General features: G+C 42.7%; 10 protein-coding genes. 7 read left to right on the top strand and 3 right to left on the bottom strand.

Features of this window, described 5'->3' with window-relative positions:
* Positions 1–158: 158 nt before the first annotated feature.
* Complete coding sequence (locus myaer_RS03980) at positions 159–6296, bottom strand: translocation/assembly module TamB domain-containing protein (protein ID WP_046661043.1); 6138 nt, start codon at positions 6294–6296, stop codon at positions 159–161.
* A 462-nt stretch (positions 6297–6758) separates the two neighbouring features.
* On the opposite strand from myaer_RS03980, the gene myaer_RS03975 reads away from it, so the two are divergent.
* From myaer_RS03975 to myaer_RS03960, 4 genes are all read left to right on the top strand, one after another.
* Positions 6759–7949 (top strand): DUF3747 domain-containing protein, encoded by a 1191-nt coding sequence (locus myaer_RS03975; RefSeq protein ID WP_046661042.1) that lies wholly within the window; start codon positions 6759–6761, stop codon positions 7947–7949.
* 332 nt (positions 7950–8281) lie between these two features.
* Positions 8282–9811, top strand: coding sequence for a glucose-6-phosphate dehydrogenase (gene zwf, locus myaer_RS03970; RefSeq protein WP_046661041.1), 1530 nt, complete (start codon positions 8282–8284; stop codon positions 9809–9811).
* 112 nt (positions 9812–9923) lie between these two features.
* Positions 9924–11279, top strand: a complete 1356-nt coding sequence (opcA, locus tag myaer_RS03965; RefSeq protein ID WP_046661040.1) for a glucose-6-phosphate dehydrogenase assembly protein OpcA — start codon at positions 9924–9926, stop codon at positions 11277–11279.
* 157 nt (positions 11280–11436) lie between these two features.
* The gene (locus myaer_RS03960) at positions 11437–12021 is read left to right on the top strand and encodes a Uma2 family endonuclease (RefSeq protein WP_046661039.1); all 585 of its coding nucleotides are present in this window, start codon (positions 11437–11439) and stop codon (positions 12019–12021) included.
* Between the two features lie 140 nt (positions 12022–12161).
* On the opposite strand, the gene myaer_RS03955 is transcribed toward myaer_RS03960, so the two are convergent.
* Positions 12162–13370, bottom strand: coding sequence for a phosphoglycerate kinase (locus myaer_RS03955; protein ID WP_046661038.1), 1209 nt, complete (start codon positions 13368–13370; stop codon positions 12162–12164).
* A 163-nt stretch (positions 13371–13533) separates the two neighbouring features.
* On the opposite strand from myaer_RS03955, the gene myaer_RS03950 reads away from it, so the two are divergent.
* The 3 genes from myaer_RS03950 (at position 13534) to myaer_RS03940 (ending at position 14885) form a co-directional block, all read left to right on the top strand.
* Positions 13534–13944 carry a universal stress protein gene (locus myaer_RS03950; protein ID WP_046661037.1) on the top strand — a complete coding sequence of 137 codons (411 nt, stop codon included), beginning with the start codon at positions 13534–13536 and terminating at the stop codon, positions 13942–13944.
* A gap of 284 nt (positions 13945–14228) precedes the next feature.
* Positions 14229–14711 carry a photosystem I reaction center protein subunit XI gene (locus tag myaer_RS03945; RefSeq protein ID WP_046661036.1) on the top strand — a complete coding sequence of 161 codons (483 nt, stop codon included), beginning with the start codon at positions 14229–14231 and terminating at the stop codon, positions 14709–14711.
* Positions 14712–14768: 57 nt separating this feature from the next.
* The gene (locus myaer_RS03940; RefSeq protein ID WP_004162778.1) at positions 14769–14885 is read left to right on the top strand and encodes a photosystem I reaction center subunit VIII; all 117 of its coding nucleotides are present in this window, start codon (positions 14769–14771) and stop codon (positions 14883–14885) included.
* A 155-nt stretch (positions 14886–15040) separates the two neighbouring features.
* Here myaer_RS03940 and myaer_RS03935 read toward each other — a convergent pair whose 3' ends face one another.
* Positions 15041–17242 carry an ATP-binding protein gene (locus myaer_RS03935; protein WP_046661034.1) on the bottom strand — a complete coding sequence of 734 codons (2202 nt, stop codon included), beginning with the start codon at positions 17240–17242 and terminating at the stop codon, positions 15041–15043.
* Between the last annotated feature and the right edge of the window lie 411 nt (positions 17243–17653).

The raw sequence follows: 17653 nt of genomic DNA, 5'->3' as shown, positions 1-17653 counted from the left end.
ATGAAGTGTAACCTAATAGGGCATCGTTTCCTGTCTCCCATCTCCCCAAACCGAAAATCTCATACCTCACCATTAAAATAACTGCTAGATCTAGCTATAGGGTTTCTCCTAGTAATTAAGTATAACCCGATTTTACCTCTTTATCCAGCCATCTGACTTTAAAATTGAGTTTGATAGCGGACGGTAAACTCATTCAAATTATAATCGTAGGAGAAGCGGATAAAAGACTGGGAATTAACTCGATAGACGGTTTCCAAATTGGGAAGAATATTAAAATCCGTTGCCCCGATCGCATTACTAACCGCATTCTCCACATCATACACGAATCCTTGGGCTAAGAGGGGAATCGCCAACTGAACCACTCCAAACTGAATTAATTGTTCCGTATTTTTCCCCTGTAAACCATTAAAAACCGACAGCAATTGTTCCCCCAAAAGTCGAACAATTTCTCCTTGGCTGCGGGGGGGAGTGCTGGTTAATTTAACTAGGGGAGTATTAAGCAATCCCTCATCTTTACCCCCAGCAAAAGCCAATGCTTGTAGACAATTAGCGGCTTTTTGTAATTCTGCATCTGTATAGTTTTCCTCTAGGGGAAAAGGTGGACTATCGGGACGAATTTGGCACACTTCATTGATATTACGACCTAAATTTGGTAGCAAGCGGTTTAATTCCCCTTCAACGCTGAGAGTGACATCGATCCTTTGAATGCGATTGAGGCTATCATCGGGAATTTCATTACTAGGAAAATCCCCCCCCGGACGGGAGATTGCAAAATCACGAGATTGAGAAAATTCGCTGAGAATTGTTCGCAGTTGAATATCAACAAAGGGATTAAAAAGTCCCAACCCACGACTAGAATCGAAAACAATAACATTTTGATTACGTCGGTTAAGAAGAAAACGAGTATCGATGTAACTAACCCGTCCTCGATCGAGATTAATTACTCCATTAGTTTGTAATTTCTCCAGTGGTGTGAGGGAACCGTTCAAGGTTAAAGCACCACTAAAATCAAATTGATACAAAGGTTCTTGTTCGATTGATAATCCCGCTAAAGACACTTGAAAATTATTTAAAACCGGAGTAATATTAGTCGTCTGAGGAATGTTGAGAGGCTGCAGCCAGCGACTCACTGGTTTATCCGTTTCTTGATTAACTTCTGCTGTGCGAGGAAGAAAAACTTTACCGCGAGAAAGACGCAAATTTCCCCCGATAATTGGTTGCTGAATTGTTCCCGTTACCATGGCATTCCCAGCAATTAATCCCCGATAAAGACCATTAATTGCTATATCTCCCTCTTGAATATTAACTGTTAAGGGATGAGGATTATTTTTGATGGCTTGAAAGAAAGGTAAAACTCCCACTACAGAAATTTGTCTGTCAGCGATCGAGCCTTCTAATTCCTGTACTGTTAAGCTTTCAGGGGTTAACCCAATGCGGCCATTTACGGTTAAAATCTCTGGAAAAGTAACACTACGGATAGCGGCATTATCGAGAGTAACTATACCATTTGCTTCTAAATCTTTGATTTTTAAACCCTCTTTTATATCTAATCTTCCCGTCGCTGAAAGAACTACCTCTCCCTCACCGTTAACCCATTCGATGGTGTTTTGACTGATAGCTTCAATTAATTTGAGTGCATCGGTTCCCAATTTTGCTTGGATTTTTAATTGATCATCACCGGGTAAGGGAGGATAGGGAATGCTGGCATAGAGTTGGATTGATTCGGAGGAGGTTGTCCGCAAATCAAAACGATACTGATTATAGGTAAATAAACCAATTATATCTTGATTAATATTTTGGGCATTAATTGCACCATCAATAAAGGCAAAGTTACCCTGAAGACGAGGATTTAATAAAGTTCCTGTAATTTGTCCTTGAGTTTTTAGACTACCGGATACATCCAAGGGAAACTGCACAAAATTTCTCAAGAGATCGAGAGAAAGATTTTCCACGGCAAAAGTTCCCTCTACTTTGTTTAGGGAAAAATCACCCGCTAAGAATACGGAAGAATCTCGTGACTTTAATCTAATCGGTTCTATCCTGAGCAACTGACGATTTAAGGTAAGATTAATTGTTACTTCATCAATCGGAATTAACTGGGTATCGGTGGTGACAATTCCCAGAGGGTTAACAATATTTACTGTCGGTCTTTGGGGTCGCCATTCCCATCGATTGCCCTGAAATTGTACGCTAAGATCGGGATTTTTTAAAGTCCCAGTTAAGGCTATATTTGCTTGATAACGGCCGCGAAAATCTAGTTCGGAAGGTATCCCGACTACCCCTCTTTCCTGTGCTAATTGCTGGATTATTTCTTCAATTTTTGCCCGCAAATTTACCTGTTGTGCTAGGGAAGCTTCGGGATTACCTACTTCTAGGGGACTAAGTTGAATAGTCTGGTTATTCTCGGAGGAGAAAAGGTTGATTAAACTGGTTAAATCATAGATACTAGCAACCGATAATAAATCTTGAATATAACCTTGATCTACCCTCAGTTTAGCTTCTATTGCTTGGGTTTGCCAATTAAATAAACCTTGCAGATTATATTGACTTGCACCCGCTTGTAAACTCCCCGCTTGCAGTTGAACTATGGAATCCCGATAAAGCAACTTTGCCGTTAATTTTTTCCCGATTAAGTTACCTAAACTAGGTTGATTAATCTCTAGTTGTCCCTGTCCCTGTAAGTTAAATAAATTGATGTCTAGATTAGCATTCACTTGTCCAGCAATAATCCCCGGAACATTGTAGGCTGCCGCGGCAGATATTTTCAGGATTTCTAGGGGAAAATCGGCAATCTGAACATTTAAATTTTCTCCGCTTCGTTTAGCTGTTGCTAGAAAAGGAGTTTTATTTCCGAAAGCTTGGCGAATATTTATCGCTAAGGGAAGATAGGGCAGCAGACAATTCTTTTGTTGACAAGGATCGAAAGTTAGGTCAATAATGTCCTGATTTCCCCGCAGATTTAAACTAATATTTTGACCGATTCCTGCTTGCATACTTCCTTTTAAGATAGGTTCAAAGGGTCGATCATTAATGCTAAAGTTAGCTAAATTTATATCTCCTTTGATTTCTATATTTCCCACTTTTTGCCACGCAGTTAAGAGATTTTTTCCTGTGATTTTTCCTTGAAATTCTCCGATCCCTGTCAGTGTCGATTCTCTGGGTTTTAGGTTAGAATCAATCGGTAAAAGCGATATAATCTGCGTTAGCGGTACAGTAGAAAAGTCAGTTTTTGCCTGTAGATTTAAGTTAACCTCAGCGATATCGGGTTGACTGATAAGATTAGCTAAAAGAATATTTCCTCGCACATCAAAGTTATTTTCTCCCCACTGTGCCGAAAGATTATTAACTTGAATTGGTGTTACTCCCTGCCAAATTTCTTGAATGTTTCCCGCTAAATTGGCCCTAAAATCTAAGTTAGGAATCGAGATTGATTTTATTCCTGGTAATTGCCCTAGTACGGCAGCGGGATCGAGATTAGCGGCAATAATATCACTTTGCCATAAATTATTATTCAGTTGTGCCTTAGCTTTAATTTCTCCTTTAGCTACATTAATACGAGAGTTGAAAACTGCTTTGACACTGCTTAAGTTGAGTCGTTTTTCTAGCAGGGAGTCGAAAATAGTTTGGGCATTTCCCGCTGCTTGAAAACTCCCTTGATCAATATTCAACGCTAGGGGAATATTAGTCTGAAAACTCTCTAAGCTACTGAAAATATTAAAAATTCCGTTGTTTAATTGAATAGCAGTATTGATCGGATTATTATCTACTATTAAGCGAGTATTTACCCTAGCATTGACGGTGGAAAAATTAGGGATTTTTCCCGCTAGTAAATTATTGATTGCACCCGTGAAATTGACTTGGGTTTTTCCTAGACTAATAGGAATATTTATCTTGGGTAAAAACGGATTTAAGTTAATCCCAGCCGTATTAACTATACCGCTTAAAATACCTTGTTCCAGTTGGGCTATCGTTCTTAGGGATTGACTATTGACAAATAACTGTATATCTCCCTCTCCGCGCCAAGTTTGTAAATCTGTTAAAGTACCACTAATCAGAGAATTTATTCTACCAGTAAAGTTAATTTTTGTCCTGCCTAAACTGACGGGAACTGTTAAATTTTCCACTAGAGGATTGAGACTAATCCCCCCGGTGTTGACTGTTCCTGTCAGAAAACCTCGATTCAGTTTGGCTGTGGCAATTAAAGGATTATTATCTACTAATAACTGTATATTACCTTGACCTTGCCAACTGCTGAAAATATTATTTTTATTATTCAGTAATTCCCCTAAATAACCTTGTAAATTAATCTGCGATCGCAATAGTTTAACCTGAGTTGGTAAGTTAGGCAATAGGGAATTAATCGGCAATCCCGCTAAGAAAGCGTTAGCCTGAAGATTTCCTTGCAATACTTGACTATTGACTAAAATTGTGCCTTGTTTACCGCTAATTTCTAAGTTAGCAATTCCGTTTAAACTATTAACATTAAGTTGGTCAATTTTGCCACTAAATTGAATATTAGCTGTCTCTAAATTTAACGGCTCTAAGGTTTCTAGGTAGGGGCAAATACTATCTACATATTGACAAACGATAGGCAGAAAAGGAGTCAATAAAAAATTATTACCCGTGATTTTTGCCTGGACTAATTTGCTAGTAAAATCACCATTACCATTAATCTGTATTCTGCCGCCATTTGTTTTAATTACCGTATCGGTTAAATTTATTTTGTTGCCACCTAAAAATACTTTGCCCTCCCCAGCAACATTGACTAATCCTGACTGATTAACCCTGGGTATTTGCCAATTAATTAATAATTGAGGCAGTCCTAAACTACCTCTAGCTTTGATGTTAGCTTGCAGATCGCTTATATTAATTTGAGCGGGAATTGTTGCCAATTGAGATATAATTTTTTTCGTGGGAAAATGCGCTTTTAAATTTAAATTAATCGGCATTTTTGTTCCGTCAAGAGGTTGATTTTTTTGCAAGGATTGCAGAATATTTAACTGTAATTTTCCTTCTCCTTTAATTTCTCCACCTGCGACGGGTTTAATTTGAATTTTATCTAAATTAAGACTATTGAGATTTGTTTGAAAATTACTGGTTATTGATTGAATAGTAATTTTCTCAAAAATAATCGGTTTGCTGTTGCTAACGGTTCCTTTAATTAGAGGTTGATCTAATTTTCCCGTCACTTGAAAAGTAGATTTTGCCTCTCCCCGTAAATCTAGAGGTGATTGCAGATAAATAATTCTTAAAAGCTGTTGTAAATCCACCGATTCTAGAGCGACCTTGAGATGATAACCAGTTTGCCAATTTACTTCTCCCTTTACCTCAGTTTTAATCTTGCCAATACTGGCGATCGCTTGTTCAACTAATACTTTATCTCCCTGTAAATTTAACTTAGTTGTTAGCTTAATTGGATACTGGAAAGGTTGGAATTTTCCCCCTACTTCCCTCACCTGAAAATTGCCATTACCTTGACTTTGATTTAGCTTTGCCCAACTGGGAATATTGAGAGCAATATTAGCATTTACTTGACCTTGATTTAATCGGAAATTGCCCTCAGGAATTAAAGTTAATAGTTCACTTAAGTTTAAACTATCGATCTGAAAATTAGTTTGACTTTCACCCGTTTTTAACGCCGTTTCTCCTTGTATTTTTACTTGACTTTTGAGGATTTCTGCGCTAAAATCGTAACTGAGAGGCTGCTCTTGATTATCAATAAATCTTCCTTGACCATCGGCCTTAATTTCTATCGGTTTTTTCAGGGCATAGGGTTGGATAGTAATAGCTCCCTTCTCCACCTGAAACCCCAGATTTAACTTAATAGGTGCCTCCCGATCTAAGTTACTAGCTATTTTTTCTAAATTATCGAGCCATTGACCATTTCTATCCTGATCCAGATAAATACTGGGATTAATTAACTTGACATCAACTGGCAGCGGCAGACCTAAAAGTAAGGGCAGCGGATTTAATTCCAATTCGATCGCATCAATAGATAAACTATCGGCAGAATTGGCCGTAGCTGGAATTTCCGATTTACCCATACGAATGCGATTAAAATAAAAGCCCTCTATCTTACCTACCCTGACGGGTCTGTGCAGCATTTCACTGAAGATATTATCTAAAATTGGGGTGAGACGTTCATAAACTAAATAACGAGTCGTAAAATAGCCAAGGGAGGTAATTCCTAGGAGAGTAATTCCCCCGACAATTAAAGTAGAAGGCCGGCGTAAAAATCGACCGATACTCAGAAAAAGATGAGGACGAGGAGAAGGATCACCGGGGGAGTTACTCATAATTGTTTACCTCACACACACACCAAAGAAAGGGCAATGGCTCACCAGAGCTAATGAACTATGATAATTCACCGCGGCACTGATAGCCCTCAATCGATTAATTGCAATTATTTAGGCAATTACTGGGCTTAAATCCTGTGAGGAAGTCAAGGGCTGCGGCCAATTAAAAGCCTCTCTCCCCATCTTAGCCTAAGACTCAAATGGCTGGCTAAAATTTTCGACAATCTGCCAAAATCTCCCCAGTTTCAACAGCTAACCGAATTAATATTGATCAACCCACCAGTTTAATCAGAATATTGCCAGGATAAATAGGTTCGGAAATTGAAGATTGAGAGAAAACTTGTGCAGACAGACAACAATCCGGCGCAGTCTGGAACAACAACTGGAAGTATTCAGTCTTAGAATATTGGGATTAGCACGTCTATTATTTTTACTGCAAAAATCGTCTTACAGATAAAGATTATGAAAGCCAGATTATCGATCGCCCTAACCGCCCTAATGACCTTGGGCATAACTGCCACACCAGCGGCCAACTTTGATGAACAGGAGATCGAGCAGAGCCAGATAGTAGCGATCGCTCGTCCCTACGGAGGCAATAAATTTGACCTGCTAGTATTGGAACAAATCCAGGGAAAACAGAAGTGTTGGAGCGAAAGCGGCTCAAATCCGGTCATGATCGACCCGCTGCTCCTCAACTTTGACTTTACCGGCATTTGTCGCCGCGCCACCGATAGTAATGGTTATTCTATCCGTCTCGATGGCCGGGATTTTGGGCTAGATTACATCCTGCGTATTGTGGAACGCAATGGCGAATTATACTTAGTGGGAACTCCCCGGGATGCTCGCAGACCGGAATTAGTGGTGGGAAGAACCCGAGGAATGCAAACAGGATTTATGAAAATTATCCTCGAACCGGGTTGGAGATTTAGCCGTCGTACTTTCCAGGGCAAAAGTTTAGGCCACTTCTACTTTAGCGGCAAAGAAACGGAAGTTCTCGCGGCCGCCGGCAGACCGCCCATCAACGAAACCACTCCCCCCCCCAGTTCTGGGGCCAGTTTCCGGGATATTAGCGGCGATATCTATAAAACTGAGATCGAAAAAGCGATCGCCCTTGGGGTGGTGGCCGGTTTCAAAGAAGATAACACCTTCCGCCCCGAAAATCCCGTCACCAGGGAACAATTCGTCTCGATGATTATTGAGGGGATGGGAACTGTCACCAAAATTAACCTAGAAGATATTCCCCCCGGCAGCGGCAGTTTTAACGACGTAGAAGCGACGCGCTGGAGTGCCAAAAAAATCCAATGGGCCCGGGCTAATGGTATTGTTGCCGGCAGAGCTAACGGCGAATTCCGTCCCACCGACCCCATCACTAGGGCCGAATTGATGGCGATTCTCAAACAGGCCGCCACCTACCTGAAAACCCAGCAAAAACAGGCCCCCGATTTAGCCCAAACTAAAACCCCCGTCAATTTTTCCGATACTTCCGGTCATTGGGCCGCTGGTTTAATTACCCAGATGTCGGGATTTTGCGCTGTGGCCTCTCCCTTGAACGAGCAGGGTAGTGCTTTTGTACCAAACGATCCCGCCCGTCGTAACTACGCAGCAGCCGCCATCGTCCGTACCCTCGATTGTGTTAAAACCGCCAAAAAATAAGTAGGGTTTGCGGCAAAAAGTTTTTCCTAGGGGTAGGTTGTGGGGTTTCAGCCATTTTTAGGAGGTCAATTACCTAATTTTCAGGGAAAAAGTCCCCCAATTTTCCCCCCGCTCACTCCCATGCCTGGCACTGTTTGATTTCAAAAAGGCCTAGGCACTCATGCAAAAGGACGAATAAATAATCAGTCTTTAATAACCAGATTTAGTATGATCAGTGATCACTGATTACTGATCACTGATCACTGATTGTGGTTATTAATTTTTACTTTAGGTATGCCGTCGAGTATTCTCGCTAGACTGGAAAATAATGCACCTCGGCTAGACAAAATCCTATGGTAAAGCTGCTCGAAAATCCTCTCCGAGTGGGATTGCGACAAGAAAGAACCCCAGAACCCCTAATCTTAGTCATTTTTGGGGCATCGGGAGACTTAACCCAAAGAAAACTGGTTCCTGCTCTCTATCAACTGAAACGGGAAAGACGACTACCGGCCGAATTAACCATCGTCGGTACAGCGCGCCGAGAGTGGAGTCATGATTATTTTCGCCAACAGATGCGCCAAGGCATCGAAGAATTTTCCGACGGGATTGGCAGTGAGGAATATTGGCAAGACTTCGCCCAAGGGTTGTACTATTTCCCCGGCAACATGGACGACCCAGAAAGTTACGCCAAAATGAAAGTCTTTCTGGAAGAACTAGACGGAATCCGGGGAACCCGCGGCAATCGAGTCTTTTATCTAGCGGTTTCTCCTAATTTCTTTCCCCCCGGTCTTAAAAACCTCGGGGCGGCCGGAATGCTGAAAGATCCAATTAAACACCGCTTAGTGATCGAAAAACCCTTTGGCAAAGACCTCAGTTCTGCCCAAGTTCTCAATCGAGTCGTACAAGAGGTTTGTCAGGAGAACCAAGTTTATCGCATTGACCACTATTTAGGCAAGGAAACCGTCCAAAACTTATTGGTGTTCCGATTTGCTAACGCTATCTTTGAACCCCTCTGGAATCGTCAATTTATCGATCACGTCCAGATTACCGTGGCCGAAACCGTGGGAGTGGAGGAGCGGGCCGGATATTACGAAAAATCGGGAGCTTTGCGCGATATGGTGCAAAATCACCTGATGCAGTTATTCTGCTTGACGGCGATGGAAGCACCCAACGCTATCAACGCTGATAGTGTCCGCGGCGAAAAAGTCAAAGTCCTACAAGCGACTCACCTGGCCGATATTAATAACCTGGAAAAATCCGCCATCCGCGGCCAGTATAAAGCCGGTTGGATGAAAGGAAAACCCATTCCGGGCTATCGGGAAGAACCGGGGGTTAATCCAGAATCGACCACTCCCACCTACGTCGCCATGAAATTAATCGTCGATAACTGGCGTTGGCAGGGTGTCCCCTTCTATCTGCGTACCGGTAAACGTCTGCCCAAAAAAGTTTCCGAGATTGCCATCCAATTCCGCCATGTGCCGTTATTAATCTTCCAATCGGCAGCTCAACAAACTAATGCAAATGTACTGAGTATGCGGATTCAGCCTAACGAAGGCATTGCCCTCCGTTTTGAGGCAAAAATGCCGGGGTCGGAATTACGCACGCGCACGGTAGAAATGGACTTTAGTTATGGTTCCTCCTTCGGTGTCACCAGCGCCGATGCCTATAATCGCCTACTTTTAGACGCTATGCTAGGAGATCAAACCCTATTTACCCGTTCTGACGAGGTAGAAGAAGCATGGCGCATCGTTACTCCCGCTCTCGCCGCTTGGGACGCTCCCTCCGATCCCGCCTCCGTACCCCAATACGAAGCGGGTACCTGGGAACCCACAGAAGCGGAATTTCTCCTTAACCGCGATGGCCGTCGTTGGCGACGACTCTAAAACAGTGACCAGTAATCAGTAATCAGTAAACAGTAAACTAAAAACTCACATCTGATAACTGATAACTGATAACTGATAACTGATAACTGATAACTGATAACTGATAACTGACATGACCACCCAAAGCCCCCCCATTGTCTCCCTGCAAGCACCAAAAGATGTTTCCATCGATGTGATCGAGCAGGAACTGCGCGATATCTGGCAATCCTATAATAATAATGAGGATGGGATGGCCGCCACCCGGGCCACCACCTTTAGCTTTATTGTCTACGAACCCGACGCAGTACAGGAATTGTTAACCCTTCTCGGCTATTACACCGGCCCGATTGATGGTATTGCAGGTCCGCGGACCCACGCCGCCATCAAAGTCGCCCAGAAGGACCTAGAACTAGAAGTAACCGGACATTCTAGCGATGAATTTGTCGCCAGGTTAAGGGCGGCCTGGGAAGCGGAAAAAAACGCCGAGGATGGGGCTAATCATCGTCAATACGCCGCCGATTTGGATGCTATCGGGGTCGCAGATGCGATCGCTGCCTCCAATCCCTGTCGCATTATTACCCTCTGTCCCACCGCCGAGGCCGATGAAGGGGTAAAAGCCTCTGTTTCTGCCTATTGTCCCGTTAACAAACGTAGTCAGAACACTTTAGTTTGCTGTGAATACGTCACTTTAAGCGGTACGGCGGAAGCTTTGGAACGAATTGGCGGCATTATTTCCGAGTTAACTATTCCCAGTTTGCCCAAATTTCTCTGGTGGAAAGCCAGTCCCGATGGCGAATATGGACTATTTAAACGTTTGGCCAGTCAATGTGATACGATTATCGTCGATTCCAGCACTTTTCGGGAACCGGAAAAGGAACTGCTGCAAGTGGGGGATTTATTAGCAACAGATGTACCATTAGCTGACCTGAACTGGAGTCGTCTCGCCCCCTGGCAAGAACTAACCGCCGAGGCTTTCGATCCACCGGAGCGCCGGGATGCTATTCTGGAAGTCGATCGCATCACTATTGATTACGAAAAGGGCAATCCTTGCCAAGCTTTTATGTTCCTCGGTTGGATGGCCAGCCGGTTACAATGGCGACCGGTGGGATATAGTCACCGGTCGGGAGATTATGCTATTCATCGGATTAGCTTCCTCGGTCAGGACCAGCGTTTAATTGAGGCAGAATTAGCCGGTGTTCCCGTGGCCGATTGGGGTGAGGTACAAGGGGATCTGATTAGTATTAAACTCAGTTCTACTAATCTTCAGGCTGATTGTTGCACGGTAATTTGTTCGGGAACTACAGGCTGTATGCGGATGGAAGCTTCGGGAGGGGCCCAATCTTGCCGCATTGAACAAGTGTCCCATCTGGAAGACCAAAAAACAGAAACTCTGCTAGGTAAACAGTTACAGCGTTGGGGCCAGGACGTGCTTTATCAAGAAAGCATGAAAGTCACCGGCGCTATCCTCAAATTATCCCAACCAGATTAACAAATTAGCGACAATAATCCCACCCACTTTCAAGAGACCTTGTTAACAAGGTCTCTCAATATTTATCTGGCAGTCAGCACCTGATTAAAACCGATAATTGTAGCTTTTCAGAAAACAGGTTATTATAAAGACAGAGCTTTGCTTTCAAGGGGTCAATATGGTCGCAACCACTGAGAAACGCTACACAGTCGCAGAATACTTTCAACTAGAGGAAGCTGCCACCGACAGACACGAGTATCGAGATGGAGAAATTATTATTATGACTGGGGGAACTCCTAACCATAATCGCATTGCCTTGAATTTCTGTAGAAAATTTCCCTTAACTATCCAGAATCAAGCCTATGATATATTTATCAACGATCTACGCTTGGCAATACCCGCCTATAATATGTACACCTATCCCGATATTATGATCGTTAAGGGGGAACCAATTCTTGAAAGAGGACGCACCGATACGATTACCAATCCACAGGTTATTATCGAGGTTTTATCAAAATCTACTCAAGACTATAATCGGGGTGATAAGTTTAAATTTTATCGCTCTCTTAATAGTTTTGAAGAATATATTTTAATCGATCAATATGGTTATTATATAGAACAATTTCATAAAAGAGGCGATCATTGGGCATTCCGGGATTATCACAGCCAAGAAGCGATTTTAACTCTGTTTTCTCTAGATTTTCAAATATCCCTGACAGATTTATATCAGCGTGTCGATTTTACCGCGATTGAAGTATCCTAATGACTCAACTATTTTTGCCGCAAAAGTCTTTATATGATCAACTCCCAATCCAACTTTAAAAACCTAATTCCCAATTCATAATTTATAAAAAAAAGGCAGGCCAGGACCCACCTTGTTTAAACCTTAGATATTAGAGATAATTAGGCCTCATCGAGAGCGGCAATACCGGGTAAAACCTTCCCTTCGAGTAATTCCAAACTAGCGCCACCACCGGTGGAAATATGGCTCATTTTTTCCGCCACTCCCACTTTTTCTACCGCCGCTACCGAGTCACCACCACCGATAATGGTAGTTGTACCCGTAGCAGTTAAATCGGCTAAAGTGTGAGCGATCGCATCTGTACCCGCCGCAAATTTATCGAACTCGAACACCCCCATGGGGCCATTCCAGAGGACAGATTTACAGCTAGATAAAGCTTCTTGGAAAACTTTAACTGATTCAGGTCCAATATCCAATCCCATCCAACCATCGGGAATATTTTCGACCTTGACGATTTGGGACTCGGCATCTTTATCGAATTTATCCGCTAACACCACATCAGTAGGAAGGAGAAATTCCACCCCTTTTTCTTTAGCTTTCGCTTCCAGGGATTTGGCTAATTCCAGTTTGTCCTCTTCCACCAAAGACTTACCAACACTTAAACCGCGGGCCTTGTAGAAAGTAAAGATCATACCGCCACCGATGAGCAGTTTATCGCACTTTTCTAATAGAGTTTCGATCACGCCAATTTTACTAGAAACCTTAGAACCGCCGATAATCGCCGCTAGGGGACGTTGGGGAGTTTCAATAGCTGCTTGTAGGTAGTTTAACTCTTTTTCAATCAAATAACCCGCCACCGAGGGGCTGAGATAGTGGGTAACGCCTTCCGTAGAAGCGTGGGCGCGGTGGGCGGTACCAAAAGCATCATTAACGTATAAATCGGCATTAGCGGCTAATTGCTTGGCAAAATCGGGATCATTTGCCTCCTCTTCACCGTGGAAACGCAGATTTTCTAAAAGGGCCACTTGACCGTTAGACATTTGGCTAATCGCTGCCGTAACTCCCTCACCAATAGAATCGGGACACATGACTACTTCCTGGCCCAATAATTCCGAGAGACGTTTAGCTACAGGGGTCAGACGCAAATTTTCTTTAACTTGACCGTCGGGGCGACCCATGTGGCTGCATAAAATAACCTTAGCCCCTTTTTTGATTAAATCCTCAATAGTTGGTAGTGCTGCCCGAATGCGGGTATCATCGCTGATTGCCCCGGTGGCTTTGTCCATGGGAACGTTAAAATCGACCCGGACTAAGACCCGTTTGCCCGCTAAATCAGCTTCTGTTAAATTGGCTATTGTTTTTTTTGGCACAGCCCATAACCTCCTAGATTGCTTACCGTACAATAAAGATTAAATCAGGGTATCGCTACTTGCGGCAATTACTTTGACAAAGATTATTTCAGATTTGGGGATCAGTGTTGCAGTTCCAAGACTGATTTGCCCAGAAAAATTTGATTGGAGAGACTTGCTAATTATGTTTGAGACGATTTTATTTCCCATCGACCACAGCCGCGAAAGTCGTGACGCTACCAGTAGTGTGATCGAATTAGTCAAAATTTTTGACAGTCGTTTGGTGCTGTTGTCGGTGGTGGAAACGACACCCACCGGAGAAATTACCCCCGACGATAGGATGAGTTCGATCGAAGCGGTGGATAAATTATTACAATCGGCGCAAGCGATTTTCGCCCAAGCTGGCATCAAGGCGGAAATGATTGAAAGGGAGGGAATGCCTTCTTTTATCATCTGTGATGTGGCCGATGAAGTTAATGCCGACCTGATCGTTATGGGTTGTCGCGGTTTAGGTTTAACCAGCGAAGGGGTGTCCGAAAGCGTCACCACCAAAGTTATCAACCTTGCCCCCTGTCCTGTGTTGATTATCCCTTAATCAGTGAGCAGTTATCAGTGAGCAGTTATCAGTGAGCAGTTATCAGTTCACTGATTACTGTTTACTGTTTACTGGACGGCTACGCCGTGCCTTTGGCAACACTGAAACAAAGCTCCCCACTCCTGTCTCCTGAGAGAAATGTAACGAATTGTGAGAGTTTCAGCCGTCAACCCTTGAAAACTCGATCTATGGGGTTGCTTGAAGTAATTCTTAGGCCTAAAGTGTAATCTTAAAGTTTTATGATCAATTTTCCTGTTGATCGGAAAAAGGAGAACTCAAACACAATGGCTGAAACTGGATACAAACAGGTGGTGACACCCTACAATGATGATCCGTTCATTGGTCATCTAGCTACCCCCATTTCCGCTTCTGGTTTTACCAAAGCTTTTATTGGTAACTTACCTGCCTATCGTCCCGGTCTAGCTCCGATTCTGCGCGGTCTAGAAGTGGGTATGGCCCACGGTTATTTCCTCGGTGGTCCCTGGGTTGTCCTGGGTCCCCTGAGAGACTCGGAATACGCTAATCTCGGCGGCTTAATCCCCGCTTTGGCCATGGTTCTCTTGGCTACGGGTTGTTTAGCTAGTTATGGTCTTGTCTCTTTCCAAGGTAAGGCCGCTACTGGTGATCCTCTGCAATCCTCCGAGGGTTGGAGTCAATTCGCCGCTGGTTTCTTTATTGGTGGTATGGGTGGCGCTTTTGTGGCCTATTTCCTCCTAGAAAATCTTGGTGTCGTTGATGGCATCATGCGCGGGGTTTTTAATCAATAATTAACCCTTTTTCTACCTGATTATCATTTCCTTATTTTTTTACTAGGAGCATTTGACATGACTGGTGACTACGCAGCTTCTTATCTGCCTTGGATTTTAATCCCGATCGTCTGTTGGTTAATGCCAGCCGTGGTCATGGGTTTGTTATTTATCTATATCGAAAGTGAATCCTAATTTAGCCTAGGATTCCTACAATTAAGGGCTTGAAAATTAGCTATTTAATAGTTAGTTTTCAAGCCCTATTTTCTGAGGAAAAAAGAAAAATATTGACCAGATGAAAATGAGATGCACCCCTACCCCCACAAAAAACTTTTTGCCGCAAACCCTACTTATAAAGCGGTTAGATAGCGGATTTTTTCCAACAATAGGGAGGGTTGAATCGGTTTGAGCAGATAGTCATCAATGCCATGACGACCGAGGAAATTAACGCTGATTTCGGGGGTATCATTCAAGATTAGCACTTTACTGGCCTGAGTTTGGCTGGATTTTTTTAAGAGATGACAGAGATGATATATATCGGGCATTTTCCGATCGACAATTATAATACTTGGCTGCACGATCTCAATTTTTTTGATAGCGGAGACACTATCGATTAACCAAATAACTTGATAATGTGCCACCATCAATAACTCACAAATAAGATTGGCAATTTCTTCGTCACTTTCAATCAAAACTACAGTGGGATGGTGGTGATTAAAATGGGGATTATGATCCGAGGGTTGGGGTTGGGATTTAGGGGGCTGTTGTTGAGGTAAACGGACGGTAAAGATGGAACCTTTATCTAAGCAAGATTCTACCTCGATCGTGCCGCGATGCAGTTCCACTAATTGTTTAGTTAAAGCCAATCCTAATCCTATACCACCATAACGACGTTTGCGAGAGCCATCCAATTGGGTAAATTTTTCAAACAGAAGCGGTATTTTTTGAGCAGGAATGCCGATGCCCGTGTCCTCTACCTGAAAAATGACCTGACTGCCTTCTTTCCACAGTCTCAGGGTGACAGCACCCTGTTCGGGGGTAAATTTCAGGGCATTTTTTAACAAGTACAAAAGTATCTGCTGAACTCGATCATAATCGGCGTAAAAATAATGCTCTTTTTCGGTGATTTTCATCTCTAACATCAGATTAATTTCTTTAGTTTCTGCCTCTGTTTTAATGATTTCTAAAACATGATTACAGAGATATTTTAGCGAAAATTGTTTAATATCTAAAACAGCTTTCCCTGCCGAAATTTGCGAGAAATTAAGCAAATCATTGATTAATTCTAATAGTTTATTGCCGTTATCCTGAATAACTTTTAGATAGTTTTTTTGTTTGTCGGGAGGTAAAAAATTACTGGTTGCCGAGCATTTTTGCAGGGTACTGGACAAACCGATAATACAAGTTAGGGGAGTTAATAACTCATGACTCATATTATTTAAAAATTCACTTTTGCAGAGGTTAGCAGCTTCGGCGGCCATTAAAGTATCTTGTAATTCTTGGGTTCTTTCTATTACCCGGCGTTCAAAAATATCTTTTTGTTCCTGGACTTGAGAATATAATTGCGCTTGGTAGATAGCGATAGCGAGATGTTCACCAATCTGACCTAAAAATTTCTTTTCCTGCGGCAACCATCGGCGTTTTTCTCCACATTGATGGGCAATCAATAAACCCCACAATTCTTCTTGTACCACAATCGGGGCGATTAATTTTGATCGCACTTGGTGTTGTCGCAAAAATTCGGACAAACAGAAGGAAGAAGAATAGTTAACATCCACATCATCCACGGCCAGAATTAATCCTTGACGATACTTTTCCTTGTATTGAGGAATATAGGAAAAACAATCGTCTTCGGGGGTTAAATTTAACACGGAATTTATCTGGTCAGAAACGCGCGACTCGGAAGTTATTTTTCCCTTTCCCTCACCGATACCGGGGAAAAATTGATAAATTAACAATCGGTCCACTTGCAGAAATTCCCGCGCTTCCCTGACCACGGTTTCCAGAATCACCGGTAACTCCAGACTCTGACGCATTTGGGTGATGACTTGGTTTAATAATCTTTCCTGTTCGATTTGTTGGGATAGGGCCGCTTCTACCGGTTGACAAACGGAGAAGATGCGGGGACAACCCCCCTCAGCAGACGGAGAAGAAATTATCGAGAGAATTTTGACTAAAATTTTATTTTGAAAACTGCTGACATTATTGGATAGAGGCAGATTTAAAATTTGATAACCCTGCTGAATTTTCGGGTGGTGGAGAGACTTGACGGACAGTCCTTGCAGAAAGTTTTTAATCGTGTTCGCTTCAAAACTAATGCGGACTTCGTAATCAAAGTTATGTGCTTGGGGACTGGCTAACAATAAAACTTGTAGGTCGGTGGAAAGCAAGAGTTGATAGATTTCCCCCGTCTTTAGGGGCAGCTCTCTTTCACTGAGACTAATCCTCGGTGCTGTCACCTGTAGCGTCAACTGTCCCCACCAAGAACGAATTTGTTCGAGGTGAGTAGATGATAACACTTGACAGCAAACATAAGCGGGAGAAGCATTCATTTATCATTTATCAGTTATCAGTTATCAGTCATCAGTCATCAGTCATCAGTTATCAGTTATCAGTTATCAGTTATCAGTTATCAGTTATCAGTTATCAGTTATCAGTTATCAGTTATCAGTTATCAGTTATCAGTAAGGTGATGGGGGGACTGGGGACTGGGGTTTGGTCAAGTTTTCTTAGTCCCTATCCCCTACTATTCCCCAATCCCTATTCTTAACAGTGTTTCTCATAAGTGGGAAATGTAACCTAATTTGATATCAACTCCTGACGACCGACCACTGGCTCCCCAAAACGAAAACTTCGCACCTCACCATTAAGATAACTGCTATAAATTGCCGCAGACAGATATAATCATCTCTATCTACCCAACAATGATCCCTCGATCGAGACCCTGATTCTCAAAACCTAAT

This window comes from Microcystis aeruginosa NIES-2549, from assembly GCF_000981785.2.
Lineage (GTDB): Bacteria > Cyanobacteriota > Cyanobacteriia > Cyanobacteriales > Microcystaceae > Microcystis > Microcystis aeruginosa_C.
Note: the sequence above shows the minus strand (reverse complement) of the source record. Positions and strands in the feature narration are given on the sequence as shown.

Bases quoted from the DNA above. Each gene is read 5' to 3' on its own strand.
- myaer_RS03940 (WP_004162778.1), top strand. From the start codon at position 14,769: ATGACTGGTGACTACGCAGCTTCTTATCTGCCTTGGATTTTAATCCCG.
- myaer_RS03980 (WP_046661043.1), bottom strand. From the start codon at position 6,296: ATGAGTAACTCCCCCGGTGATCCTTCTCCTCGTCCTCATCTTTTTCTG.
- myaer_RS03950 (WP_046661037.1), top strand. From the start codon at position 13,534: ATGTTTGAGACGATTTTATTTCCCATCGACCACAGCCGCGAAAGTCGT.
- myaer_RS03975 (WP_046661042.1), top strand. From the start codon at position 6,759: ATGAAAGCCAGATTATCGATCGCCCTAACCGCCCTAATGACCTTGGGC.
- myaer_RS03945 (WP_046661036.1), top strand. From the start codon at position 14,229: ATGGCTGAAACTGGATACAAACAGGTGGTGACACCCTACAATGATGAT.
- zwf (WP_046661041.1), top strand. From the start codon at position 8,282: ATGGTAAAGCTGCTCGAAAATCCTCTCCGAGTGGGATTGCGACAAGAA.
- opcA (WP_046661040.1), top strand. From the start codon at position 9,924: ATGACCACCCAAAGCCCCCCCATTGTCTCCCTGCAAGCACCAAAAGAT.
- myaer_RS03960 (WP_046661039.1), top strand. From the start codon at position 11,437: ATGGTCGCAACCACTGAGAAACGCTACACAGTCGCAGAATACTTTCAA.
- myaer_RS03935 (WP_046661034.1), bottom strand. From the start codon at position 17,242: ATGAATGCTTCTCCCGCTTATGTTTGCTGTCAAGTGTTATCATCTACT.